Source organism: Bradyrhizobium sp., assembly GCF_030693485.1.
Lineage (GTDB): Bacteria > Pseudomonadota > Alphaproteobacteria > Rhizobiales > Xanthobacteraceae > Bradyrhizobium.
The window spans coordinates 22889-46243 of record NZ_JAUYAN010000297.1; the positions used below are offsets into that span (position 1 = coordinate 22889).

The 23355-nt window shown below is 64.1% G+C and carries 24 protein-coding genes and 2 pseudogenes; 12 read left to right on the forward strand and 14 right to left on the reverse strand.

Annotated features, from left to right (window positions below; all coding sequences use genetic code 11):
* Positions 1-255: 255 nt before the first annotated feature.
* Positions 256-1026 carry a Stf0 family sulfotransferase gene (locus tag Q8N40_RS21440; protein WP_305713216.1) on the forward strand — a complete coding sequence of 257 codons (771 nt, stop codon included), beginning with the start codon at positions 256-258 and terminating at the stop codon, positions 1024-1026.
* 31 nt (positions 1027-1057) lie between these two features.
* Here Q8N40_RS21440 and Q8N40_RS21445 read toward each other — a convergent pair.
* Positions 1058-1732 (reverse strand): annotated as a pseudogene (locus Q8N40_RS21445) (methyl-accepting chemotaxis protein); the annotation flags it as partial.
* A 171-nt stretch (positions 1733-1903) separates the two neighbouring features.
* Here Q8N40_RS21445 and Q8N40_RS21450 point away from each other — a divergent pair.
* The 4 genes from Q8N40_RS21450 (at position 1904) to Q8N40_RS21465 (ending at position 6586) form a co-directional block, all read left to right on the forward strand.
* Positions 1904-2692 (forward strand): SDR family NAD(P)-dependent oxidoreductase, encoded by a 789-nt coding sequence (locus Q8N40_RS21450; protein ID WP_305322821.1) that lies wholly within the window; start codon positions 1904-1906, stop codon positions 2690-2692.
* A gap of 14 nt (positions 2693-2706) precedes the next feature.
* Positions 2707-3522 (forward strand): MBL fold metallo-hydrolase, encoded by an 816-nt coding sequence (locus tag Q8N40_RS21455; RefSeq protein WP_305322822.1) that lies wholly within the window; start codon positions 2707-2709, stop codon positions 3520-3522.
* Positions 3523-3803: 281 nt separating this feature from the next.
* Positions 3804-5909: a VTT domain-containing protein gene (locus Q8N40_RS21460; RefSeq protein WP_305713217.1), complete on the forward strand. Its 2106-nt coding sequence runs from the start codon at positions 3804-3806 to the stop codon at positions 5907-5909.
* Entirely contained in the window at positions 5906-6586 is a 681-nt protein-coding gene (locus tag Q8N40_RS21465; RefSeq protein WP_305713218.1) for an endonuclease/exonuclease/phosphatase family protein, read from the forward strand. Before Q8N40_RS21460 ends, Q8N40_RS21465 begins: the two co-directional genes overlap by 4 nt.
* Here Q8N40_RS21465 and Q8N40_RS21470 read toward each other — a convergent pair.
* From Q8N40_RS21470 to Q8N40_RS21485, 4 genes are all read right to left on the reverse strand, one after another.
* Entirely contained in the window at positions 6583-7518 is a 936-nt protein-coding gene (locus Q8N40_RS21470; protein ID WP_305713219.1) for a hypothetical protein, read from the reverse strand. The genes Q8N40_RS21465 and Q8N40_RS21470 overlap by 4 nt on opposite strands.
* A gap of 184 nt (positions 7519-7702) precedes the next feature.
* Positions 7703-8278, reverse strand: coding sequence for a histidine phosphatase family protein (locus tag Q8N40_RS21475; protein ID WP_305713220.1), 576 nt, complete (start codon positions 8276-8278; stop codon positions 7703-7705).
* Positions 8279-8287: 9 nt separating this feature from the next.
* The gene (locus Q8N40_RS21480; protein ID WP_305713221.1) at positions 8288-8776 is read right to left on the reverse strand and encodes a DUF6644 family protein; all 489 of its coding nucleotides are present in this window, start codon (positions 8774-8776) and stop codon (positions 8288-8290) included.
* 6 nt (positions 8777-8782) lie between these two features.
* A complete protein-coding gene (locus Q8N40_RS21485) occupies positions 8783-9139 on the reverse strand; it encodes a DUF6152 family protein (RefSeq protein WP_305713222.1) in 357 nt (118 codons plus the stop codon).
* Between the two features lie 285 nt (positions 9140-9424).
* On the opposite strand from Q8N40_RS21485, the gene Q8N40_RS21490 reads away from it, so the two are divergent.
* A complete protein-coding gene (locus Q8N40_RS21490; protein ID WP_305322829.1) occupies positions 9425-10252 on the forward strand; it encodes a metal-dependent phosphohydrolase in 828 nt (275 codons plus the stop codon).
* Positions 10253-10335: 83 nt separating this feature from the next.
* Here Q8N40_RS21490 and Q8N40_RS21495 read toward each other — a convergent pair whose 3' ends face one another.
* On the reverse strand, positions 10336-11244 hold the full coding sequence (locus Q8N40_RS21495) for a ketopantoate reductase family protein (protein ID WP_305322830.1): 909 nt from the start codon (positions 11242-11244) through the stop codon (positions 10336-10338).
* Between the two features lie 143 nt (positions 11245-11387).
* On the opposite strand from Q8N40_RS21495, the gene Q8N40_RS21500 reads away from it, so the two are divergent.
* From Q8N40_RS21500 to Q8N40_RS21515, 4 genes are all read left to right on the forward strand, one after another.
* A complete protein-coding gene (locus Q8N40_RS21500) occupies positions 11388-12269 on the forward strand; it encodes an SDR family oxidoreductase (protein ID WP_305713236.1) in 882 nt (293 codons plus the stop codon).
* 71 nt (positions 12270-12340) lie between these two features.
* Positions 12341-13402, forward strand: coding sequence for an AI-2E family transporter (locus Q8N40_RS21505; RefSeq protein WP_305713223.1), 1062 nt, complete (start codon positions 12341-12343; stop codon positions 13400-13402).
* Between the two features lie 79 nt (positions 13403-13481).
* On the forward strand, positions 13482-14729 hold the full coding sequence (locus Q8N40_RS21510) for an aminotransferase class III-fold pyridoxal phosphate-dependent enzyme (RefSeq protein WP_305713224.1): 1248 nt from the start codon (positions 13482-13484) through the stop codon (positions 14727-14729).
* Positions 14730-14783: 54 nt separating this feature from the next.
* On the forward strand, positions 14784-15626 hold the full coding sequence (locus Q8N40_RS21515) for an amidohydrolase (protein WP_305713225.1): 843 nt from the start codon (positions 14784-14786) through the stop codon (positions 15624-15626).
* Between the two features lie 193 nt (positions 15627-15819).
* On the opposite strand, the gene Q8N40_RS21520 is transcribed toward Q8N40_RS21515, so the two are convergent.
* From Q8N40_RS21520 to Q8N40_RS21530, 3 genes are all read right to left on the reverse strand, one after another.
* The gene (locus Q8N40_RS21520; protein ID WP_305713226.1) at positions 15820-16608 is read right to left on the reverse strand and encodes a hypothetical protein; all 789 of its coding nucleotides are present in this window, start codon (positions 16606-16608) and stop codon (positions 15820-15822) included.
* A 164-nt stretch (positions 16609-16772) separates the two neighbouring features.
* Positions 16773-17162 (reverse strand): type II toxin-antitoxin system VapC family toxin, encoded by a 390-nt coding sequence (locus tag Q8N40_RS21525; protein ID WP_305713227.1) that lies wholly within the window; start codon positions 17160-17162, stop codon positions 16773-16775.
* Complete coding sequence (locus Q8N40_RS21530; RefSeq protein WP_305713228.1) at positions 17143-17424, reverse strand: AbrB/MazE/SpoVT family DNA-binding domain-containing protein; 282 nt, start codon at positions 17422-17424, stop codon at positions 17143-17145. The genes Q8N40_RS21525 and Q8N40_RS21530 overlap by 20 nt, the downstream gene beginning before the upstream one ends.
* A 295-nt stretch (positions 17425-17719) precedes the next feature.
* Between Q8N40_RS21530 and Q8N40_RS21535 the strand changes: the two genes are divergently transcribed.
* A complete protein-coding gene (locus Q8N40_RS21535) occupies positions 17720-18421 on the forward strand; it encodes a hypothetical protein (protein ID WP_305713229.1) in 702 nt (233 codons plus the stop codon).
* A gap of 72 nt (positions 18422-18493) precedes the next feature.
* Here Q8N40_RS21535 and Q8N40_RS21540 read toward each other — a convergent pair whose 3' ends face one another.
* Both Q8N40_RS21540 and Q8N40_RS21545 read right to left on the reverse strand, forming a co-directional pair.
* A complete protein-coding gene (locus Q8N40_RS21540; protein ID WP_305713230.1) occupies positions 18494-18787 on the reverse strand; it encodes a type II toxin-antitoxin system RelE/ParE family toxin in 294 nt (97 codons plus the stop codon).
* On the reverse strand, positions 18784-19020 hold the full coding sequence (locus Q8N40_RS21545; protein ID WP_305713231.1) for a hypothetical protein: 237 nt from the start codon (positions 19018-19020) through the stop codon (positions 18784-18786). The genes Q8N40_RS21540 and Q8N40_RS21545 overlap by 4 nt, the downstream gene beginning before the upstream one ends.
* 79 nt (positions 19021-19099) lie before the next feature.
* On the opposite strand from Q8N40_RS21545, the gene Q8N40_RS21550 reads away from it, so the two are divergent.
* Positions 19100-19777 carry a hypothetical protein gene (locus Q8N40_RS21550; RefSeq protein ID WP_305713232.1) on the forward strand — a complete coding sequence of 226 codons (678 nt, stop codon included), beginning with the start codon at positions 19100-19102 and terminating at the stop codon, positions 19775-19777.
* Positions 19778-20021: 244 nt separating this feature from the next.
* On the opposite strand, the gene Q8N40_RS21555 is transcribed toward Q8N40_RS21550, so the two are convergent.
* The 3 genes and pseudogenes from Q8N40_RS21555 to Q8N40_RS21565 all read right to left on the reverse strand — a co-directional run.
* Positions 20022-20195, reverse strand: a complete 174-nt coding sequence (locus Q8N40_RS21555) for a hypothetical protein (protein WP_305713233.1) — start codon at positions 20193-20195, stop codon at positions 20022-20024.
* A gap of 28 nt (positions 20196-20223) precedes the next feature.
* Positions 20224-21666 carry an SEFIR domain-containing protein gene (locus Q8N40_RS21560; protein WP_305713234.1) on the reverse strand — a complete coding sequence of 481 codons (1443 nt, stop codon included), beginning with the start codon at positions 21664-21666 and terminating at the stop codon, positions 20224-20226.
* 400 nt (positions 21667-22066) lie between these two features.
* Positions 22067-23355 (reverse strand): annotated as a pseudogene (locus tag Q8N40_RS21565) (vitamin B12-dependent ribonucleotide reductase); the annotation flags it as partial.

Below are 23355 nucleotides of genomic sequence, written 5' to 3' on the forward strand. Positions count from 1 at the left end.
ATTCGACAGAGTACCCGCAGTGCTGGACCGGACTTTACAAGGCTGAGTACGGCGTCAACGACGCGTTCGGACGCAGCGTGATGTGCATGCATGCCGGCAAGCAGCTGGCGGCAATTCAGCGACCGCAGCCCTGAAACTGATGCGCCCGGCGTAACGGCGCCCGGCTTCGGCCGATGGCGGTCGACGCAAGCGATGCTACCGAATCAGGACGCTCCGTCTGTTGCGTCTCCCACGAAAACCACCTAGCGTCTGCCGATGACGCAACCCAAGCGTGGATATGCCATCTGTACCACGCCAAGGTCGGGCAGCAATTATTTGTGCGAACTGCTGGATTCGACCGGCACGCTGGGTAACCCCATCGAGTATTTCAGTCCGGCTGCGCTGCGGGTCCGCGGCTTGCCCGAATTTTCGGGAGATCGCGAGGCGCGGCTCAGGCAGGCGCTTTGCCTGGGTGCGACCAGCAACGGCATCTACGGCCTGAAGCTGTTCGTCGATCATTTCGACGACATGGCGCGAACGCACTGGATCTCCAAATTGCCCGCACTCAGTTTCGTCTATCTGACCCGGGAGGATGTGCTGGGGCAGGCGATTTCGGCCGCCAGGGCCGACCAAACCCGGCGCTACAGGTCGACGCAGCCGGCCGCTGGCCCCAGCGTCTACGATGCGCGTGCGATCCGGGCCAATTTGAATTATCTGGTTACGGCCGACGCTCGCTGGCGGGCGTTCTTTGCCCGCAACGGGCTGGCGCCGCTGCTGCTGACTTACGAGCGTGTCGCTGATGATCCTCTCAGCGCCATCACTGCCATCGCCGCTCGCCTGGATCCTGACGGGAAAATCGAAATCGACCGGACGAAGGTCTCGCTGAAAATCCAGCGAGACGCCGAGACGCTGGCCTGGCGCGAGCGCTTTGTCCGCGAGCATGGTGATCCCGGCTATCTTGACCGCCCGAGGCCGCCATCGCCGTTCTGGACGCCGCTGCGCAGCGCCATCAAGGGCGTCGTGATGGGGCGCTGCGGGAAGCGATAGCGCGAACCGCCCACCTCCAGTCGTCGTCCGCCTACGCAGCGCGGACCTCGAAGAGGAAGCGGTTGAACTGGCCGGCCAGATCGCGAGATTGCGACGACAATTGTTCGGCGGCGCCGAGCACCTGATTGGCGGCCGAGCCGGTGTCATCGGCGGCGCTTTGCACGCCAGAAATGTTCGCGTTCACTTCCTGGGTGCCGCGCGCGGCTTCCTGGACGCTGCGCGAGATTTCCCGCGTCGCCGATCCTTGTTCCTCGATGGCGGACGCAATCGCGATGCCGATCTGGTCGATCTCGGTGATGACGTCGACCACGTTCTTGATCGCCTGCACGGTTTCGTCACTCGCGGCCTGAATGGCTGCGATCTGTTCGGATATTTCGGTGGTGGCTTTGGCGGTCTGGCCAGCCAGCGATTTCACCTCGGAGGCCACCACGGCAAACCCGCGTCCGGCGTCGCCGGCGCGTGCCGCCTCAATGGTGGCGTTCAGCGCCAGCAGGTTGGTGTGGGCTGCGGTGCTCTGGATCAACGTCACGATGTCGCCGATCTTCTGCGCGCCCTCGGCCAGCGAACGCGCGGTATCGCCGCTGCGGCGGGCATTGTCGACCGCGCGCGCCGCGATCTCGGTGGATTGCGTGACCTGACGTACGATTTCCGAAATCGATGAGGTCAGTTCTTTGGTGGCGCTGGCGACCGTCTGCACGTGGGTCGAGGCCGCAACAAGTACGGGGCTTGACGCGATTTCCGATAGTTGAATTGATTTGCCCGTCCGGGGTCGATTTGTTGAATTGCTTCAACAATTTTGGTCTTCTGGTCGATGGCGTTGAAGCTGACGGTCAATCGTGTCTTACTCACTGCAAGGTCAACCGGAGCCCTCGACAACATGAGCCTCTTGAACAATCCATTCGATCCCGCGCGCGAGGCGGCTCTGGTCACCGGCGCGGGCAACGGCATCGGCCGTGCCATCGCGCAAGCGCTGGTCGGGGAGGGCGTGCGAACCGTGTTTGCCGACATCAACCCGGATACCGTCGCGGCTGCGATCAAGGCCTCGGCGCGACCGGAGCTGGCCTCGGCCTTCGTCGGTGACCTCGCGGATCGGGCCGCCTGCGATGCGCTGCTGGCGCATGCGCGGTCGGCGGTCGGGCGGGTGACGCATTTCGTTCACAGCGCGTCGCCGCCGCGGCGCGAGGCCGATCATGCCATGGGCGTCAGCGACGAGATCTGGGCGCAGATGCGCGCGGTCAACGTCGATGCCGGTTTTCATCTCGCGCGCGAACTGGCGCGCCCGCTGATCGCAGCGAAAGAACCCGGCTCGTTCCTGTTCCTGACCTCGCTTCATGCCGGCACGCCGCGCAATCTGCCGCACTACTCGACATCGAAGGCGGCGCTCGCCATGCTGGTCAAGGAACTGGCGAAGACATGGGGCCGCTACGGCATCCGCGTCAACGCGCTGGTGCCCGGCGCCATCGCCGCCGGCGGCTTTGTTGCCGATCCGGCATTGGCCAGACACATCCCGCTCGGCCGCCTCGGGCAGGCCGCGGACCTGGCGCCGATGGCGCTGGCGGTGTTGTCGAACAAGGTGTCGGCCTATGTCACGGGAGCGGCCATCGTGATCGACGGCGGGCTGGCGCTGACGAACTGGTTCGAGCCGCCCGACCTCGGCGATCTCTGAAAGCGCAGCGTTCGATGCCGGTTCACATCTGCAGCACGTGCGGCACCTCGTATCCGGGGACACCCGAGCCGCCGCGTCACTGCCGGATCTGTGACGACGAACGCCAGTACGTGCCGCCGGGTGGACAGGCCTGGACGACACCGGAAAAACTTGGTCGCGGACACGTCAATGCATGGCGGCAGCTCGAGACCGGCCTGTTCGAAATCCACACATGGCCGCAATTCGGCATCGGCCAGCGCGCCCTGCTGTTGCGCACCGCGGAAGGCAACATCCTGTGGGACTGTCTCGCCTTGCTGGACGACGCCACCGAGGCGCTGATCCGGTCATTGGGCGGCCTGCATGCGATCGCGATCTCGCACCCGCATTATTACACCAGCATGCAGGATTGGGCGCGCCGCTTCGATTGCCCGGTCCATCTGCACGCTGCGGATTCGGAATGGATCGTGCGTCCCGATCCCGCGGTTCGCGGCTGGCATGGCGAAACAATGGAAATCGCTGATGGCGTGACGCTGCTCCGGATCGGCGGCCACTTTGCCGGCGGCACGGTGCTGCACTGGGCTGACGGCGCGGAGGGGCGCGGCGCGATCCTGAGCGGCGATATCGTGCAGGTGGCGGCGGATCTCAGCCGCGTCTCGTTCCTCTGGAGCTATCCCAACATGATGCCGCTGTCAGGCACAACGGTTCGCCGCATCGCCGACACGCTCGCGGCCTGGAAGTTCGACCGGATCTACGGCGCGTTTCCGAGGCGCCAGGTGATGAACGGCGGCGCGGGCGCCGTGGAGCGATCGGCGGCGCGGTATGTTGAGTTGCTGAAGGAAGATCAGGCCTAGCACGAACGAGGCGATCGCAGGCGCCCGACAGGCCACTGAAGCGACAACGCCACCAGGCCCAATATTGCCTGGTGGCGTTGTGCTTAAAACCGGACAATGCAATCCCCCGGTAGATATGGGTCTGCCCGGAAGCGCAAAGGTTCAACGGATCAGTTGTCGGACTGGCGCGATTTGGTTGCGCGGGGAACCAGGCGGATCGCAATCAGGGAACTTGCGTGGGGAACACAGCGGGTTCCCATGCGTTTGGTGTGTTCACGCACCGTTTGCGCAGAGGTCACGCCTTGCTTCAGAGTTCATCGATCCTCATCCCAGGCCGAACCGTCTGGAAGCGATGTGAAGCGAGCCGGGTAGCTGTCCTCAATGACGCCGCGGCGTATTTCGGCGCGCTCAGGGACGCGCTGCTGCTGGCCGAGCGGCAGGTGCACATTCTCGGCTGGGACATTCACTCCGAAACGCCGCTGGTCGGGCCGTCCGGCCGCGCCGATGACGGATTGCCGATCGCGCTCGGTCCCTTTCTGACCGGGCTGCTCAAGGTTAAGCCGGAATTGCAGATCAACATTCTGGTCTGGGATTTCGCCACGCTGTATGCCGTCGAGCGGGAGTGGAATTCCGCCGACAAGTTCACCGCGGGATGTGAGGGTCGAATCCGGTTCTGCCTGGACTCCAGTCTTCCGCTGGGGTCGTCCCAGCATCAGAAAATCGTGGTCATCGACAACGCGATTGCCTTTTCCGGCGGGCTCGACCTGACGATCCGGCGCTGGGACACCAGCGAGCATCTCGCCGAGCATCCGCTTCGCCGCGATCCCGACGGCAAGCCTTACGCGCCCTTCCACGATGTGCAGTGCATGGTCGAAGGCGAGGCCGCCGCCGCGCTCGGCGAAATCGCGGCCGCGCGATGGGCCGCTGCCGGTTGCGTCGTGGAAGGCAGCGAAACCGTCGCGGGCGATCGCTGGCCCGCATCGGTGCCGGCAGGGACGAGGCAGATCCAGGCCGCGATCGCGCGGACCGAGCTGCGAACCGCGTCGCAAGTGGAGGTCGATGAAGTGGCCCGCTTGTTCGAGGCCTCGATCAATGCGGCGAGCCGCTTCATCTACATCGAGAACCAGTTCACCAGCGCCACCGAGATCGCCGAGATGCTGGCGCAGCGGATGGCCGACGTGCCGTCGCTGCGCGTTCTCATCGTGACGCCGAAGGCGCATTCGTCGTGGCTGGAATCGCAGGCGATGCAGGGCGGCCGCGGCGGCTTCATGGATCCGTTCGTCGCGGCCGGCGTCGCCGACCGGCTGCGCATTCTCTATCCGGCCGTGGCGGACGAGGAATCCTCGGCGGCGGTGATGATTCACAGCAAGGTTATGATCGTCGACGACGGATTTTTGCGGATCGGCTCGGCCAATCTCAATAACCGCTCGATGGGAGCGGATACCGAATGCGATCTGGCGTTCGAGGCCGATGGCGACGAGCATTCTGAATTCATCCGCGACCAGCGGCGCCGGTTGATCGGACATTTTTGCGGGGTGGACGGGGATACCATCGCTGAGAACGAGGACGACCTGCTCGGATTCCTCGATCGCCATGCGGCGGCAGGTACCGGCAGGGCGCTGCTGCCGATCGAATGCGAGCCAACTCCGGTCGGCGCGGTCGCCGACATCATCCAGCCGATCGCCGATCCGAAGCGTCCGCTCAACCTGGCGCGAACAGCGCGACGGATGTGGACCCCACGCACCGTGCTGGCGGTGGCCGGCACCGCGGCTGCGCTCGCCGGCCTGGCGCTGGCCTGGCACACCACCTCGCTGCGGGATTTTACCGATATCGGCTATGTCGCGTCGGGGATTTCGCGTTACGCGCAGTCGGCCTTCGCTCCCGTGTTCGCGGTGATGGCGTTCGTGCTTGGCGGGCTGGTGGTGTTCCCGGTGTTGGTGCTGATCGCCGCCACGGCTGCCGCGCTGGGGCCCGGGATCGGCGCCCTCAGCGCCTTCGCTGGTGTGCTCGCGAGTTCGCTGCTGCTGTTCATGATCGGCCGCTTTCTCGGCCACAAGCGGCTGCAATCGCTGCTCGGCGCTCGCGCGTTGCGGGTGCAGCGCCGCATCGTCGGCAAGGGCGTGGTTGCGGTGGCGATGATACGGATGGTGCCGGTTGCACCATTCTCGCTGGTCAACGTGCTGGCCGGCGCCAGCCAGTTGCGGTTGACCGATTTCCTGATCGGCACAGTGATCGGCATGGCGCCCGGCATCATCGCCATGGCGGCGGTCGGCGCCCAGATCGCGGATTTTGCACGGAACGCCTCGTGGTCGAACGCGGCGCCGCTTGGCCTGACAATCCTGCTGTGGATCGCGCTATGTCTCGCGGTGCAGTTCGTGGTGACGTGGTGGAGCGGACGCCGCGCGTGACGGAAACCATCCGCATCATGACGTGGAACGTGCACGGCACGTTCAACCTCAATCCGGATTTCGACCTTGACGGCGTCTCCTCGATCATCCGCAAATGGTCGCCCGACGTGGTCGCGCTGCAGGAGGTCGACTCGCGCGGGCGCAAGGACGATGTGTTCGGCATGCTGGCGGACGTGGTCGGCGAACACCGCGTCGCCGCCCGCTCGATCGCCACCGAAGACGGCGACTACGGCCAGGTGCTGATCAGCCGCTGGCCGTTCGCCGCCGAGCCTGTTGTGACCGACGTGTCCTATCAGGAGCGCGAGCCGCGCCGGGCGATCTCGGCGGCGATCCGCGCGCCGATCGGCGAGGTGACCGTGGTGGCCACCCATCTCGGCCTCTCCATGCACGAGCGCTACGCGCAGGCGCGGGCGCTCGCCGCACTGGTGGATGCGCCGCGAACCGTCGTGGTCGGCGATTTCAACGACTGGTTCTGGGTGATGTCGGTGCGGCGGGTGCTGGCGGCGCGCTGTCCGGTGCGGACGCGGCTGCGGACCTTTCCCTCACGGCTGCCGATGCTGCGGCTCGACCGCATCTACGCCACGTCGAATGGAATCATGGTCAAGGCGTGGACCGACCGCGCGGCGCGGGCCTATTCGGATCATCTGCCGGTGCTGGCGGATGTCGGATTTACCTAACGCAGCGGCATCGGCGGCCGCACGATCGGTTCGTCATCCTCGGTCCGGGCCGAGGCCTGCGGGGGTGGCGGCGCCGATAGCGTCGACGCTGCCGGGTAAGCCGGTTGCGGCAATGGTGCGGGTGCGGCGGCCTGCGTGGGCGGATAGGCCGGCAACGGCCGGTGCGGCGGCGCTGCGGCCGTTCGCGGCGGCGGCGCTGTTGTCCTTGGCCGCGGATTTGGCGCGGCAGGCTTGATCTCGGCAGGTTTGGCCTCGGATGTTCTGGTGGCTTCGCGGGCCATCGCCTGCTGACTCGTCTTGAGCTCGGCGATGCCGGCCTTGAGCCCTTCGACCTGCTGCGCCATGGCCGCGAGATCGCGCGCCATCGACTCCAGCTTCGCCGTATCCGGGGAGGGCGCCGCAGCGGCTGGTGCCGCACTTTCCCGAGGTTGGGCCGGAGCGGCAGATGCCGCAGGGGTCTGCTCTGCTACGGATAGCTGAGCGGCAGGCGTATCGGCCGGTCCCGGGAGAGCAGCCGTTTCCGCCGGTGGCGACGAGGTGATGGCGAAACTCGGTACCCAGCCCGCGATCATCCGCGTTGCCGCATCGCCATGGTTCTGCCAGGCGGCGGCAGCGGCGGCGCTGCACAAAGCAAATACGAGCATGATTGCGCTTTTTGCCCACCGGCTGGTCGATGGCGGTTCGGCCGGGACCGGGACATCGTCGGTGACAGCGGCGCGAAAAGTCGTGTCGACGGTGGGCGCCGCCGCCGCCACACCGGATACCGCGGCGGGCTGCTGAGCCGAAGCAGGATGCTTGAAGTCAGCAGAAATCTTGTCGTCGCGCGTGATGTCGGCAAGCACCTTGTCGGCCCAGGCGGCCGGCACGATTTCGGGTGCGATCGCGAAGTCGTCGTGCGGATCGGAATCTCTCAGCTTCAGTGTCGAATGCATTGGCGCTCCGTGCTCGGTCCAGACTCACCCGCGAGGGGTTTGGCGGTTCAGGCGACGTTGACGGCCCTCTGCCCAACTCCAAAGTGCCGTCAGGTTTGACCAAAGCAAGGCGACAGCGTGGAGAGAGTGTGAGGCTTGGCCGGCGGTGTTGCGGGAACCCGAATCATGGGAGCGGCGCCACGCGTCAATCCAGTATCAGGCGGCCGACCGGTACGCTGCCGCCGCCGCTTCCGCCGCGGACCACGACGATCTCGCCGCTCGCCGGCTGGATGCCGGTGAGCGCCTGGATGTTGGCGCCGTGCGTCACGACAAGTAAATTTCCGCTGCCGGTCCATTGGTCGATGACCGCCCGCGCGCCGGATGTCAGACTATCTCGCTGATCGCGCAGCACGACGACGTTGCCGAAGGTCCCCTCGGTCTTGACCGGTCCCATCGCCAGCAGCGTCGCGGTGTCGATGCAGCGGCACCATGGCGAGGCGAGAATTCGTTCGAACGCGATAGCTTCCGAGCGCAGCCGGGCCCCGATCTTGCGCGCATCCTCGCGGCCCCTGGCGCTGAGATTGCGCTGGGTGGCGCAGTCTTCGACCTTGAAGCCCGCCGGGTCGCCGAAGCCTCCTGGCGCATCGGCATGCCGCATCAAGACGACATGCCCGCCGGCGCGCAGTGCGGACCACGCCTCGGCTTCACTGGCGCCGGCGACGTCCGCCAGGGCGCCGAGACCGAGCAGAATTGCGAGGATGACAGAACGGATGCGGCGCATTGGACCTCGTCACATATACGCGATCAGGCGCCCGGCGCAGACGACGCCGAGCCACAGCAAGACCGACAGCATCGCCGTGAACCTGACGCTACCGGGCGCCTCGGGACCCCACTGAGCGATCTGCCGCCATGGCCCGAGATGCGCGATCACGACGTTGACCAGCGCTGCGACGATGAGCAGCAGCTTGCTCTGGAACGCGGGGTTGCGCACCACATGCGAGGCATCGGCGCTGAACAGCAGGAATCCCATGCTGATCGCCAGTACAAAGCCGATGCGCGACATCGGCAGCAGCAATTGCGCCATCGGCTGAATCGGAATCGCGCGTCCGAGCCCGAGCAGTCTGAGATCGAGCGCAATGATCGATCCCACCAGCACGACGAAGCCGATGATATGCAGGATTTCGACCGCGGGATAAAGCACGGGCGAGGAGCGCATCGCATGACCCAGCGCGCTTTCCTGCAGGGCGAGAAAGATGGAGGCCGCCGGCTGCTGTTCCACGCCGGCTTACCGCAGCTCGACGCGCTTGCCGTCGAGAATGACGTATTCGATGCGGGCCTCGTCCGGTTTGCCGGTGTGGGGATAGCCGAACACGGTGCAGGTCTTGCCGGGCGCGATCATGTCCGCGGTGATGCCGCGCGCCAGCATGCGCGAAGGCGGCGCCAGCACGAAGTGCCAGTGCTTGCCGTCGACCTCCATCTCGATCTCGCAATGCGGATTCTCAAAAGCCGATTTCATGATCTTGCCGGTGACGGTGAACGACTTCGAGGTGTCGTATCCACCCCAGCCATGATGGCCGAACGCCGCACCCGGAACGAGGGCGGCCGCCAGCGACAGCAGGCAACGGCGGGTGAGGGATGTCATGGTCCGCCTCCGGCAATTTGAAACACAGCAATCCGAAGCGGATTGTTAGCGCGTTTGACCTGACCGTTCAAATAACCCCGGCGTGATCCGGGCAAAGCACGATTTTCCCGCCCAATTGCGGAGTGACCGGGTGCGGCGGCGACGCAACACAACTCTCTTTTTCTCCCGGCTGTGCCATCCATCGTTTGGTGGCCGGACCCGAGATGCGCTATGCTGACCGCCACAGACAAAAACAAGAAGTCGGGAGCAGGCGCGACAGGGTTAGCCAAGCGGGGGCTGCATCCAATGATGACCTTACCGGAACTGGCCGTAGACGCACTGGAAGAATTTCTCCGGTCCTTCATGCGTCGCCGGTTCGGGCCTTCGGAGAACCTCGTGGAGATCGTGCCGGCGGCGGCGCGCCTCGCGCTGGAATGCATCGGCAACAGCGACGCACTTTACCACAATGTCGAGCATACGATGCTGGTGACGCTGGCGGGACACGATATTTTGCGCGGGCGTGCGTTGCACACCCACGTCAGCGTGGAGGACTATTCCCATGTCATCGTCGCCTGTCTTGGCCATGACATCGGTTATGTCCGCGGCCTGTTCAGGGAGGACGACGCCGACGGATTCGTGATCGATTCGTCCGGCAGCAAGGTAACCTTGCCGCGCGGCGCATCGGACGCCGGCCTGATGTCTCACCACGTCGACCGCTCGAAGCTTTACGTGATGAAGCGGGTCGTGCCTCCGCTCGACAACCAGCGCATCGCCGATGCGATCGAGGGCACCAGGTTTCCGCCGCTGCCAGGCCAGCAATATGGCGAGGAAGCGTCGATGGTTCGCGCCGCGGATTTCATCGGGCAACTCGGCGATCCCAACTACATCAGGAAAGCCAACGCGCTCTATCACGAGTTTGAAGAAGTCGGCATCAATCGTCAGCTTGGCTATGATTCACCTGCCGACATCGTCCATCGCTACCCGCACTTCTACTGGGACAGCGTGGCGCCTCAGATCCAGACCGAAATACGCTATCTCAACATGACGTCGAGCGGACGGCGGTGGATCGCGAACCTATATGCCAACGTGTTCCGCGCCGAACAGGCGATCTCGCTGTCGGGGCCGCAGCGGTAGACGCCCAGCGTCTCGGATTTGCGGCGAGTTGTTCGCAAGGGTGAGACGATGTCAAGACGGCGCGGTGAGCGGAGCAGGGCTGGTCACGCGCGCCGGGAAATCTCCCTGCCGCGCTCCGCCAGCTTCACCATCACCTGCAGGGCCTGATTGGTCGGCGTGGCAATGCCGAGTTCGGCGCCCTTGCGCACGACGTGACCGTTGAGGAAGTCGATCTCGCTTTGCTTGCCGCGCGACAGATCCTGCGCGGTGGAGGAGGTCTGGTTCGGCATTGCGGCGGGAATGCTCAGGATCTGCGCCTCGAGATCGTCGGGCATCGCCACGCCGCTGGCCCGGGCGACGCTGACGGCTTCCTGGACCGCACTCGCAATGACCTCCCGGGCGCCTGCGACCTCCATCATGGGGCCGTAGGCGATGCCCGCCACCGCCGACAACGCGTTGAAGGCGCAGTTGATGACGAGCTTGCTCCAAAGCGTGGTTGCGATGTCGTCGGCGATCGTGGTGCGGATGCCTGCGGCATTCAGCGCCTGCGCCAGCGCTGCGCTCGCGGGCGCGGCGCCGATCGCGAGGCCGCCGCCGCCGTGATGCCTGACATGGCCAGGCCCCGCCATGCCGCTGCCGACATAGACCACGGCGGGAATCACGGGATGGCCGGTGACCGCGGACAGCCGCGGCGCATTGTCGACGCCGTTCTGCAGGCTCAGGATCGATGTGTCGGGACGCAAATGGCCCATGAGAGAACGGCCGGCAGCTTCGGTATCGGCCGACTTGACGCAAAACAGCACCAGGTCCGGCGGAGCGAGGCCAGTCGTGTCCACCGCGGCCTTCGCCGGCAGGTGGCCCTTGAAACCCTGCATGTCCAGCAGCAGGCCATCGGCGTTGATGGCATCGACATGCGGCTGCCTGCCGATGAAGGTCACGTCGTGCCCGGCCTTGAGCAGCAGGCCGCCATAGTAACACCCGACGGCTCCGGCCCCGATGACCGCGACTTGCATGCTTGGCTCCCGGTTGATGCTGATGCGGTCCGGGGTAGCTGATCGGAACGGAGGGCGCAATTCCGCGGCCGGTTGCGAGCGTCCATTGCTTGCCGGGCCAAGGTCGGTGCCATATAGGTGCGGCGTCCTGCGAAAGCGCCTTGATGAAGCTTATGGTGTTCGGATTTGGCTACACCGCGCGGTACGTCGCGGAACGCCTCCGGCCGGGCGGCGCGGAGATCGCTGCAACCGTCCGTACCCCGGAAAAGGCCGAGATGCTGGTGGGCACCGGCATCCGCGCCAGTGTCTTCTCGCCCGAGCACCGCGATCCCGCGATCGCGCAGCAAATCGCCGCAAGCGACGCCATCCTGCTGTCGATCCCGCCGGATGCTGCCGGCGATCCCGTGCTGGCGGCCTTCGCCGGCGCCATGGCTGCTGCGCCAAAATTGCGCTGGATCGGATATCTCTCGACCATCGGCGTCTATGGCGACCACGCCGGCGGCTGGGTCGACGAGGCGACGCCGGCAGCGCCGGTGGAGGCGCGTTCGCAGGCCAGGGCGCGGGTCGAGCAGGAATGGCTCGCCTTCGGCGCGTCGCATGGCGTCGCCGTGCAGATCTTCAGGCTGCCCAGCATCTATGGTCCCGGCCGCAACCAGCTCGCGCAGCTGGCCGCGGGCAGCGCCCGGCGCATCGTCAAGCCGGGCCAGGTGTTCAACCGCATCCATGTCGCCGACATCGCCGCCGTGATCGAGGCGTCGCTGCGGCGTCCGCGCGCCGGCGCGATCTACAATGTCGGCGATGACGAGCCGGCGCCGCCGCAGGACGTCATCGGCTTTGCGGCCGGCCTGTGCGGGGTAGAACCGCCGCCGGAGATCCCGTTCGAAACCGCCGGGCTCTCGCCGATGGCGCGGAGTTTCTATGGCGAGAACAAGCGGGTTCGCAGCGCCCTGATCCGCAGCGAACTCGGCGTCGTGCTGCGCTACCCGACCTATCGGGAGGGCTTGACGGCGCTGCGGGCCGCCGGCGAGGGGCCGGCGCCTGCCTGAGGATTTTGAACCAAGCGCCGCCGAGTTCGTTGGCAGCGGCGTGTGAAGAGCAACATCAGGAGGCACAAGCATTGCGCAGGCTCGAGAACCAGACGTTTCTGCTGTTGCTGGTCGCGGTCACGCTGGCGTTCGCCTGGATTCTGGCGCCGTTCTATGGCGCTATTCTCTGGGCCGTCGTCGTCGCCGTGATTTTCGCGCCCATGAACCGGCGGCTGCAGCAACGGATGGGCGGGCGGCCGAATCTCGCCGCCGCGACCACGGTGCTGATCGTGATCGCGATCGTGATCCTGCCGCTGGCCCTGATCACCGCTTCGCTGCTGCAGGAAGCATCAGCCCTGTACGCCAAGGTGCAATCCGGAGAGTTCAACCTTGCCCGCTACAGTCAGCGTGTGTTCGATGCGCTGCCGGCCTGGGCGACAGGCCTGCTGGATCGCTTCAACCTGACGGATCTGGGCAAGGTTCGCGACAGCCTGACCGCCGGGCTCGTGAAGGGCGGGCAGGCGGCGGCGCCGCAGGCGCTCAGCATCGGGCTGAACACCTTCGACTTCATCATCGGCGGCGGCATCATGCTGTATCTGCTGTTTTTCCTGTTGCGCGACGGCAAGGCGCTGGCGGAGCGGATCAAGCAGGTGCTTCCGCTGCGCGCCGGTCAGAAGACCGCGCTGTTCGCCAGGTTCGCCGATGTCGTCCGCGCCACGGTGAAGGGCAGCGTGCTTGTGGCGATGGCACAGGGCGCGCTGGGCGGGCTGGCGTTCTGGTTCCTCGGGATTCACCCGGCATTGCTGTGGGCGGTGCTGATGGCGTTCGTGTCGCTGGTGCCGGCGATCGGCGCCGGTCTCGTCTGGGTGCCGGTGGCGATCTATCTGCTGGCTACCGGCTCGGTTTGGCAGGGCGTCAGCCTGATCCTGTACGGGGTGATGGTGATTGGCCTCGTCGACAATCTGCTGCGGCCGTTCCTGATCGGCAAGGATACCAAGCTGCCGGACTATATCGTGCTGATTTCCACGCTGGGCGGCATCCAGGTGTTCGGCCTCAACGGCTTCGTCATCGGGCCCTTGATTGCAGCCATGTTCATGGTGACGTGGGAAATCTTTTCGGCATCGCGGCAGGCATCGCCGGAGTCGGAAGCGTAGGCGAGGCCGATTGTCCCGGATTGCGTTGCGCTCGATCCGGGCTACGATGGCTGAAATTCGCCAATCGATGTGAGGATTCATGAGCAGGGCAGCGGCGGTGCTGAGCGAAGCGCAGACGGCGGACGCGGCGTTGCGGGCGCGGGCGGCGCTCGTCGTTCCCGGCGGGATGTGGGGCCATCTCAACGCGGCGCGGCTGCCTGAAGGCTATCCGCAGTTCTTCGCTTCCGCCGAGGGATGCCGGGTGCGCGACGTCGATGGCCGCGAATATATCGATTTCATGTGCAGCTGGGGGCCGGTGCTGCTCGGCCACCGCCATCCCGAAGTGGAGGCGGCGGCGCAGGCGCAGGCAGCGCTCGGCGACTGTCTGAACGGTCCCGGCGAGGTCATGGTGGATCTGGCGGAGGATTTTGTGGCGATGGCGCCGCATGCCGACTGGGCCATGTTCCAGAAGAACGGCGGCGATGCCACCACGGCCTGCGTCACCATCGCCCGCGCCGGCACCGGCCGGCGCAAGGTGCTGGTGGCGCGCGGCGCCTATCACGGCGCGCTGCCATGGTGTTCGCCGAGCGTCGCCGGCGTCACCAGCGAGGACCGCGCGCATCTCGTGCATTTCGAGTATAACGATGTCGCGAGCCTGCGCGCCGCCGCTGCGGAAGCGGGCAACGATCTCGCCGCCATCCTGGTGACGGGATTCCGCCACGACATGGGCCGGGATCTCGAACTGCCGACGGCGGAGTTTGCCAAATCCGCACGCGCGGCCTGCGATGCCGCCGGCGCCGCGCTCATCCTCGATGAAGTCCGCACCGGCCTGCGGCTCGATCTCAGGGGCAGCTGGGAGGCGCTCGGCGTGCGCCCGGACCTCGCGGCCTGGAGCAAGGCGATCGCCAACGGATATGCACTGGCGGCCGTCACCGGCAATGACAGGTTTCGCGACGCCGCCACAAAAGTCTTCGTCACCGGCTCGTTCTGGTGCGGCGCCGTGGCGATGGCGGCGGCCCGCGCCACGTTGCGGATCGCGCGCGAGACCGACGTTCCCGGGCATATCCACGCGATGGGCCTGCGGTTGCGCGAGGGGCTGGCGTCACTTGCTAGCCAGCACGGCATCGCGATCCGGCAGAGCGGCCCGCCGCAAATGCCGCTGATGCTGTTCGACGCCGATCCCGAGGTCCGCAAGGGCCGCGCATTCTGCTCGACGGCGCTGCGCCACGGCGCGTTCTTTCATCCGCAGCACAACATGTTTTTGTCGGCGGCGCATCAGGCAGCCGATATCGACCAGGCGCTGGAAGCGGCGGCGCATGGCTTCAGGGCGGTGCGCGAGCTTCGCTAACGCCCACTCCGCCGTCATCCCTGCGTATCGACCCGCACCAGAGGAGCCGCCGCGATGGCCATCATCGATTCCCAGGTTCATGCCTATGAGGCGAACACGCCGCAGCGGCCGTGGGCCAGCGTGCCGAACTGGCCGGATCACGTCACCGGCGACGAGATGGTGGCGGCGATGGACAAGGTCGGCGTCGACGGCGCGATCTTCATCTCGGCGTTTTCGATGTACCGCTATGACGCCAGCTACGCCGTGGACGTGGCGCGGGCGCATCCCGGCCGGATGGCGATCGTCAAGCCGGTCGACCCTGACGACCTCGCGGTGGACGATGTCGTCGCGGACTGGAAGACCACGCCCGGCGCGGTCGGCATCCGCATCATGCTGACGAAGGAGGCCGGGCGTGCGGTCGATGATCCCGGGCTCGACCGCATCGCGCGCGCCGCCGTGCGCCACGACTTTCCGCTCAACATCCTGTGCTGGGACAATCTCGACGCCGGCGCCGCCTTGATCGACCGCCATCCCGACACGCGCTTCATCCTCGACCATCTCGGCATCCTGCAGCCGCGCATCCCGCCGGCGCCGGAGCAACCATGGGCGGACCTGCCGAAGGTGCTGGCGCTCGCGAGCCGCCCGAACGTCGTGATCAAGGTCAGCGGCGCCTGCACGCTGTCGCGCGAGCCATATCCGTTTGCCGACATCTGGGACCCGCTGCAACGCGTGTTCGACGCCTGGGGTTTTGAACGCTGCCTGTGGGGCACCGACTGGACCCGCGCCTTCGCCGTGGTCGATTACGCGCAGGCGGTGGAGCCGTTCCGCAGCCATGCCGGCCTGAGCGAGAGCGAGCGGGCGATGCTGATGGGCGGCGCCTGCGCGAAGGCGTACCGGTGGACGCCGGCGGGGGTCTAACCGGCCCAAACCAAAAATATTGAAAACAACCCCATGTACAGTAGGAACGACATGCCCTTTGAGGTAATATAGTAGTGTATTTGCCGCTATCGCGGCGGTGCTCGTTGCGGTGCATGAATCCATCAACCTCACTGCGATCTCCGCGAGGCAATCCAATGCAGTTGAGCACCCCGAAGGCGAGCAGTCGGCAGTGTCATTTGCCGCTGACGAATTGCACCCATCCCTGCTGCTGCGACGTCAGCAGATTTTTTCGTTCTTCTTCCAGTTCAACGACGCGCTTCGTGGCCACTGTCATGGCACGGGCCGCGGTATTGTAGCGGTCCACCGTGCGTTGCAAGGAGAACAGGAATTGACCGTCGACGACCTTGTAGGCGCCGGATTCGGCGACCAAGATCGCAACATAGTCTCCATAAGCGCGATAAAGTTCGGCGCGCGCCGACAGCACCCTGGAAACAAGGGCCGCAAATTCCGCGTGGCGCTTGTCGATGTTGTCCAGAAACCTGTTCGTGGTGTCGTTTCCGGCAGGCAGCGAGAGAGCATATTTTTTTACGCTGTCACGTTCGGTTTTCAACACAGCGATGTAGCGCGGCATGAATGTCGTCGCATTGGCTTCTGCCGTTTTCAGGTCGCGGCGAAGCGCCTCGAGGTCACCCCGGCTCGCCACGCCCAGATTGCCGATCCTTGAAATCGCCGGCGGCTCGACTTCATTCGACAGCCTTTCAGTCGCCGCGTTGGTTTCATTTGCCGCCCTGATGGCCATGGCCGTCAGCCGCAGGAACCTGTTCGAGGGATGTCGCGCCAGCGCCTCATCTATCTCGTGGGGACTGGAGAAGCCCTGCAAGGCCGTCCGACCGTCACGAGCGTCAATGCCGTCACGCAGTTTGCCCAGGTCGGATACGAAATATGCCCCAACCGAAAAGACGATGAACAGCAGCAGGAAGGCTATTCTGACGCGGGTTTTCGCATTCGGATCCGAAGGCATATCGTCGGCCTCCCATCGCGATGCGCCCCCTGGCGGAGCAGGACGGCGAGAGTTACAGATCTGATTCTACGCCGCTGTCGTCCGAATGACAAACCAGCGCGGCCGAAGCGGGCTGCAGCAGGCTGACGGCGTTGCGCCCGGTCCGATCCGCCGGCCTGGTGTCCTCAGGGCGCCCGCACCTTGATGCCGCCGAGCGCGTTGGCGGCCTTGACGAAGTCCCGGTCAAAGCTGATGAAGGCCTCGCAGCCCTCCGCTTGGGCCAGATGCAGGCCATCCGCGAAGTCCAGGCCCTGCCGCATCCAGGCCAGCGCCTTCGCCGCGGTGGCGGCATCTTCCAGGCTGGCGCGCGGCAGCCCGGCAAAATCGGAAAGTGCCCTGGCGCACTGGGCAACAGAAAATCCGTAGACGCTGCGCAGCACCCACTCGGTCTCCAGCAGGACCGTGGTGCAGACGAAGACGTCATTATGATCGATCAGCCTGCGCGCCCGGGCAGCCTGTGCGGGATCGTCGCCCACGAGATAGCGGACGATGAGATCAGTATCGATTGCGAGCATGCCGCCGCTTCGCCTCGGCGGCGATCCCTGCCTTCATGTCCGCGATCGACTTTGCCGGGCCCTTGCTGGGCAGGGAGCCGAAGACGTCTTTCGGGCGGGTGGGCGCGAAGGCGGGCTTCGCCTTCAGCAGCACGCCCTCGATGGTATCCTCCACCGTCAGTTCCGTTCCGGCAGGCCAGCGCAGCCGTTCCCGGATCGCCTTGGGCAAGATCACCTGGCCCTTGGTCGATACAATGGTGGTCAGCTTCGGCCTGGCGGACATGGCGGTTGCATCCGGTAAGACGAAAGTAAGATAGTGGAGGCGAGGCCGAATGGCAAGGTTGTCCATGCCGAAAGCTGACCCGCCGCTGTGGTTTATCGGCGGATGACGCTGCGCTAATCCGCCTACGCGCTACAAGACTAACCGATCATTAACCATACCAGCCCATGATCTGAGCCGAATTCGGGTGGGTAAGCGCGCGCGGGCCTTTGCTGGTTTGTCACCGCGATGGCTCTTTCGTTTTGCTGACCGGAGATGGGAAGAATCTCGCGATTGGGCTGAGACGCAGGGAACGCAGGTGACCGAAGCACCGGAAAGGGAAACGCAAGGGGACAAACAGCCCGAGGCACCGCAGATGGCATCAAGCCGGGTACCGGTGATAGCGGTGTCGCTGGCCGCCCTGGCCGTCATCGGCGCCGCCACCGCCAATTCCTTGCCGAGTTTCGGCGGCTTCTCTCTGCCGGAATTCAATCAGGTCGCTTTGCCGGGCGTCGATCGGTTCTCCCTGCCGGACTTCAGCCGCTTCTCCCCGCCGAATTTCAATCGCGTCGCCGCACCCCCTCCGTCCAACCCGGCTCCAGTCCTCGTACCGGATCCGGTTGTCAGGGCGGGACTTCGGGACATTCAGTCGTCGCAGCAGCAAAACGCCGATGCGTTGGGTTTGCTCACGCAGAGCGCCGCAATCCAACAGGCGGATTTGAAAAGAATAACCCGTCAACTCGCCGTGCTGACGGCGCAGGTGAGCTCCCTGCAGAATCCGGTGACGCCGCCGCTGACGACTTCCAGCATCCTGCCGGCGGCGACTTCCGGCATCCTGCCGTCGGTGACTTCCAGCATCCCCCGTCGAAATCCTCGCGCGCGGGTCGTCCATGCGTCGCGAAAAGTACTCCCTCCCGTTCTTCCTCCAACCCTTCCGCCACTTCCCAAGCCTGCAGGTCCTGTTTCGGTAGGAGGCGCTCCGCTGAATCCTGCGCCGACAGCCGGTGCGGACGCAAGCTAACGCGCGGGGCGGAACATTGATCCGCCGTCATTCTGGTAGCCATGGCGGATTACGCCTTCGGTCCAATCCGCCCTACGAACTCTGATCATCCCAAGACTGTCGCGCGGCGTGATGGATGTGGAGTATCTCGACGGTGTCACCCGTGACCCGATAGAAAATCTTGTAGGGATACCGGCCCAACGACGTCACGCGAACGTCGGGACGTCCCGCAGCACGGCGTGAGCTTTCCGGCCATCGCGCGATGTGTGCGACGACGGTGCGAATGCGCCGCTCGACGACCGGTGCCACGGTCGGATAGTGAAGGATCAGCCAGTCGGCAATGTCACCGAGCTCCCTGAGGGCGTCCTCGGTGTAGACGACTTTCATCTACCGCGAAATTTTGCAAATGCGGCTTCAACTTGCTGATCGGTTGCGAAGCGGCCTTCGGCCGCTGCACGCAAGCCGCGATCGATGCCGGCAAGCTCTTCCGCCGTCGGCTGGTACTCGCCGTCCTTCAGCCCGGCGTCGAGTTCAAGCGCGAACTCGGCAAGCTCGTTCTGGACATGCGGGGGCCAAGCCTCGACGCGCGCCAGGATATCGGTCAGCTGCTTTGTCTTCATCACTGCAATGTATCACAATTGCCGACAGCCGGCCAGCTTCGCAATCGGCATCTGCTCCTGGAATAGCAAGGGACCCAAAATGGCATTTCGTGTCTTGATCATCGGCGGCACGGGGCAGGTGGGGGCAGCGGTGGTGCGCGCGCTGGCGGCGGAGCCGTCCTGCGCTGAAGTCGTGATGGTCAATCGCAGGGCGGTTTCCCTGACCGCCGGTCCCCGTGTGCGGCAGGTGATCCTGGATACGGCAGCTGCGCAGTTTCCCGCGGAAGTGACCAGGCTTGCGCAAAGCATGGTTGCGCAAGGCGATCCCGTCTACGGGGCGTCCTGTGTCGGCGTCGGCAAAGGCAGCCTGCAGTGGAGCGAGGAGGAATTGAAGGCCCTCGAAATCGGCGTGGTCGGTGGCTTTGCCAAGGGTTGTCAGGCCGGGGGCATCACACGATTTGCCCTGCTCTCGGCCGTGGGAAGCACCGCGAAAAGCAGGATTCGCTATGTGCGGGTTATGAGGTTGAAAGAAGACACGGTGAAAGCGATCGGCTTCCAGCGCCTTGCGATCTTCCGTCCGGGAATTATCGCAGGCAACGCCCACACGCCGGGCTATGTGGCCTGGCTGGGGCGTCTGATCCCGGGACGTTTTGGCGCGATCGAGCAGGATGATATCGGGCGGGCGTTTGTTGCGGAGTTCATCAGCGGCTCGGCGCCTAGCGGGGTCGTGTATCTCGAAAACGGGACGATGCGACAGATGTCTCGGGCGTTTGAATAGCGTGGGGCAGATTAGCCGTTGGCGTAATCCGCCGCTTTGGCTGAACTCGCCATCGGCGGATTACGCTGCGCTAATCCGCCCTACGCGCTAGTGAATATGGTGACAGTGCTCGTGGGCGGATCATGATCCTCTGTCAACCCTCGTCGCAATGGCAGATTACGCCTTCAGCTCCAATCCGCCCTACGAGCGTCGGGGTGTAGTCCAGCACTGTCAACGTAATGACGAATTCCTATTTAGTGCACTGTCACCGTAATGCCCACCGTAATGCCTGGGCACCAAGCTTTCCGGCGTTGATATCCCGCTCTATCGCGGCGTCGAATTGCCGAGCGTCGAAGGCCTCGTACCACGCGCGAAAGCGCTCCAGCTCGCGCGGGGCGAGCTGTTCGACGGCTTTGTCGATGTCTTCGGCGGCGGTCATGTCCGAGATATACCCATGCGGACCCCACCTACGGTCGGGTTTGAAGCTTTTCAACGTTTGAAAGCAGAGATATGTTTAAGGAGTCGTATTCCCACCTCGGAAGCCAGCGGCCGCCGTTACTCCCGTCCTCTGAATACGTTGCTATCAAGGCCTCCATCGCCGCTTTACTGGGTATGCCGATGACGGGCGACAGGCGTTGAAAGTACGCGCGTGACTCCGATCGTGCAAAAATTTCAAAGGGTCGATTGAAGCGGAAGACTGTATAAAGCAATGTCTCAGGGTACCATCGATCCTGTTCGACCTCTGCCGCTCGAAGAAACAAAATGAAATCGGCCGCCATCAGGTCAGCGAACTTGAGCCCGCTCACGACGTGACTCCTTTCCTCCAATAAATCGGCTCTAAGTGAGATGCGTCGCAATGCCTGTTGCTTAGCATGAAGCGATTTCATGGATTTCCGAACCTCAACGAAAGACCTCATTGTTTCGTTTCGATTATCATCCTCAATGTAGAAGCGTAAGGCCAGAAACTCCGACAGCGTTTCAAACCGTTCTCTCTTCAGGAGGCCTGCGACTGTGTAAAGAAATAGCTCATGTACAATGAACGAGTAATTGTCGTAATCCCACTCTCTCCACGAGGAGACCGAATGCGGTCGTGACATCAAAGGGATGATGCGTTCGAAGAACCTTTGTAAGGTTCGAACTAATTCCGCATTGGGCTGAATCGCTGCGGCCATAACGAATTCTATGAACTCGTTCCTGTAGGGGATGAAGTTTTCAATACTTTCCAAGACCGCATTAGGAAGGTCGGGCGTGCTGGGATCGATTCTGGCGCCCTCCAAGAATTCGGCAAGTGATTCCAAATAACTATTGGACGAAGCCGCGGGGTTTGTCGCAGGGTTTTGCAGCGCTTCAATCGACCTGCGGACTTTGGCCTTGGTGGGGCTAAGCGCCGCATCTTCATTCAAGAATTCTGGCATCTTGCCGAGTGCCGGCTTTACAAACAAGGGTTTGTCGTAAAGCCACCGCAGCAACTGTTCGAAATTCGTGCCATAGCGACTTGCGGTCATGTCGATAAAAATGCGTGATCCCAAGAACTTTGGCAGATACGGCTCTCCGTTTTCGTCAACCTCAGGTACGATCGCTGTAAACTTGCGCTGTTCGGCCTTCTTATAGATCTCTGGCGACATGATCTGGGATTCGGTCCCGACGCCGCCTTTTCTGATATCAGCCTTTTCAGCATAGCCCTTGTCAGACACGATGATGACCTTGGTAACTTGAGGGTCCGTCACCATCGATTCCATAAATTTGTAGGCGTCGTTCCCCTCTCTGAGGTTCCACTTGTCGAGAATGACGTCTACCCCGCTTTCCACCAACTGGGTCGCGAGGTCCATCACCCATTGCTCATGGTCGGGCGAGGTCCAGCTGTAAGATATGAACGCCCGCGGCGCGGGTGGTGTCGCTTCCTCACTCATGTGTGTTTCTCTCCCGAATCGTTTGGACTGAATGCTGACACGCGGGGCAAGAACTTCAGCATCGTAGGGCGCAATAGCGCAGCTTATTGCGCCGACAGGATTGCGTGAATTGGCGGATTACGCTGGCGCTAATCCGCCCTACGCGCTGAATCGAGTTGGATGTTTGCGGACTTGGCACCGGCATCAGCCTAAGGGACTGCAGCGCCAGAAAGTAGCGCGCGTTCGATGTCGGATTTCGTTAGTCGCGGCACGGTACCGTCTCCCGTCATGAACGAAGAGCAAAACGGCGTAACGTAGCTGCAGTAAGCAATCTTCCAAACCACAAATCAGAAGGGCGGCAACTAAGCCGCCCCTCGTTCGTGGATCGCCGGTCAAGCCCTGCCAAAACGTTTATGGTCCCTCAGCTACACCCCGTCGTGCTCCCGCACGTATCGCACTTCATGCACGTCCCGTTCCGCACCAGCGTGAAGTTGCCGCATTCGCCGCACATCTCGCCTTCGTAGCCTTTGGCCCGGGCTTCCTGGCGGCGTTCGGCTTTCGACGGCGCAGCCTGCGCCGCTGCTCCCGCCTTGCTCCATTGCAGGGCTTCCAGCTTTTCGGTCGGCGACAGATCGTGCTGGGCTTCCTGCTTCAGCGCGACAGCGCCTTCGAGCGCGTCGCTGACGCGGCTGGTGGGGCCGTGGCCGGCCATCGAGGTGATGTTTGGCGCCCCCCCACCCGGCGCACCGCGTGCGCCACCCTCCCCACCAAGCGGGGAGGGTGAAGAGCCGCGCATCACCACGAGGTTGTCGGTGCGCGAGCGGGTCAGGCCCTTCGAGAGGTACTTGTTGCTGGGCTGCTCCGGCGCCTTGCCTTCCTCGACGCCCTTGCCCATGGCGTCGAAATTGGTTTCGGAGGGGTCGACATGGGCGAGGTCGAAGCGGCCCATGTAGCTGACCGCGAGTTCGCGGAAAACATAGTCGAGGATCGAGGTCGCGAACTTGATGCTGTCATTGCCCTGCACCGGGCCGTTCGGCTCGAACCGGGTGAAGGTGAAGGCGTCGACATATTCCTCCAGCGGCACGCCGTATTGCAGGCCGAGCGAAATCGCGATCGCGAAGTTGTTGATGATGGAGCGGAGCGCGGCGCCTTCCTTGTGCATGTCGATGAAGATCTCGCCGATCCGGCCGTCGTCATATTCGCCGGTGCGCAAGTAGACCTTGTGGCCGCCGACCACGGCCTTCTGGGTGTAGCCCTTGCGGCGGTCCGGCATCTTTTCACGCTCGCGCATGACGACGATGCGCTCGACCAGCCGCTCCACGACCATTTCCGAGAGCTGCGCGGTGCGCGCGGCCATCGGCTTGTCGTAGAACGCCTCGACCGCATCGTCTTCCTCGTCGTCGTCGCTGATCAGCTGCGAGTTCAGCGGCTGCGACAGTTTCGAGCCGTCGCGGTAGAGCGCGTTGGCCTTCAGCGCGAGCTTCCAGGAGAGAAGATATGCGGACTTGCAATCCTCCACCGTGGCGTCGTTCGGCATGTTGATGGTTTTGGAGATCGCGCCCGAGATGAAGGGCTGCGACGCCGCCATCATGCGGATGTGGCTTTCCACGCTGAGATAGCGTTTTCCAATTTTGCCGCAGGGGTTGGCGCAGTCGAACACGCTGTAGTGCTCGGCCTTCAGATGCGGCGCGCCTTCCACCGTCATCGCGC

Excerpts from the sequence above, each read along its gene's own strand:
- Q8N40_RS21440 (WP_305713216.1), top strand. The coding sequence starts at position 256 with ATGACGCAACCCAAGCGTGGATATGCCATCTGTACCACGCCAAGGTCG.
- Q8N40_RS21450 (WP_305322821.1), top strand. The coding sequence starts at position 1,904 with ATGAGCCTCTTGAACAATCCATTCGATCCCGCGCGCGAGGCGGCTCTG.
- Q8N40_RS21455 (WP_305322822.1), top strand. The coding sequence starts at position 2,707 with ATGCCGGTTCACATCTGCAGCACGTGCGGCACCTCGTATCCGGGGACA.
- Q8N40_RS21470 (WP_305713219.1), bottom strand. The coding sequence starts at position 7,518 with ATGCATTCGACACTGAAGCTGAGAGATTCCGATCCGCACGACGACTTC.
- Q8N40_RS21475 (WP_305713220.1), bottom strand. The coding sequence starts at position 8,278 with ATGCGCCGCATCCGTTCTGTCATCCTCGCAATTCTGCTCGGTCTCGGC.
- Q8N40_RS21485 (WP_305713222.1), bottom strand. The coding sequence starts at position 9,139 with ATGACATCCCTCACCCGCCGTTGCCTGCTGTCGCTGGCGGCCGCCCTC.
- Q8N40_RS21490 (WP_305322829.1), top strand. The coding sequence starts at position 9,425 with ATGATGACCTTACCGGAACTGGCCGTAGACGCACTGGAAGAATTTCTC.
- Q8N40_RS21495 (WP_305322830.1), bottom strand. The coding sequence starts at position 11,244 with ATGCAAGTCGCGGTCATCGGGGCCGGAGCCGTCGGGTGTTACTATGGC.
- Q8N40_RS21500 (WP_305713236.1), top strand. The coding sequence starts at position 11,388 with ATGAAGCTTATGGTGTTCGGATTTGGCTACACCGCGCGGTACGTCGCG.
- Q8N40_RS21510 (WP_305713224.1), top strand. The coding sequence starts at position 13,482 with ATGAGCAGGGCAGCGGCGGTGCTGAGCGAAGCGCAGACGGCGGACGCG.
- Q8N40_RS21515 (WP_305713225.1), top strand. The coding sequence starts at position 14,784 with ATGGCCATCATCGATTCCCAGGTTCATGCCTATGAGGCGAACACGCCG.
- Q8N40_RS21520 (WP_305713226.1), bottom strand. The coding sequence starts at position 16,608 with ATGCCTTCGGATCCGAATGCGAAAACCCGCGTCAGAATAGCCTTCCTG.
- Q8N40_RS21525 (WP_305713227.1), bottom strand. The coding sequence starts at position 17,162 with ATGCTCGCAATCGATACTGATCTCATCGTCCGCTATCTCGTGGGCGAC.
- Q8N40_RS21530 (WP_305713228.1), bottom strand. The coding sequence starts at position 17,424 with ATGTCCGCCAGGCCGAAGCTGACCACCATTGTATCGACCAAGGGCCAG.
- Q8N40_RS21540 (WP_305713230.1), bottom strand. The coding sequence starts at position 18,787 with ATGAAAGTCGTCTACACCGAGGACGCCCTCAGGGAGCTCGGTGACATT.
- Q8N40_RS21545 (WP_305713231.1), bottom strand. The coding sequence starts at position 19,020 with ATGAAGACAAAGCAGCTGACCGATATCCTGGCGCGCGTCGAGGCTTGG.
- Q8N40_RS21550 (WP_305713232.1), top strand. The coding sequence starts at position 19,100 with ATGGCATTTCGTGTCTTGATCATCGGCGGCACGGGGCAGGTGGGGGCA.
- Q8N40_RS21555 (WP_305713233.1), bottom strand. The coding sequence starts at position 20,195 with ATGACCGCCGCCGAAGACATCGACAAAGCCGTCGAACAGCTCGCCCCG.
- Q8N40_RS21560 (WP_305713234.1), bottom strand. The coding sequence starts at position 21,666 with ATGAGTGAGGAAGCGACACCACCCGCGCCGCGGGCGTTCATATCTTAC.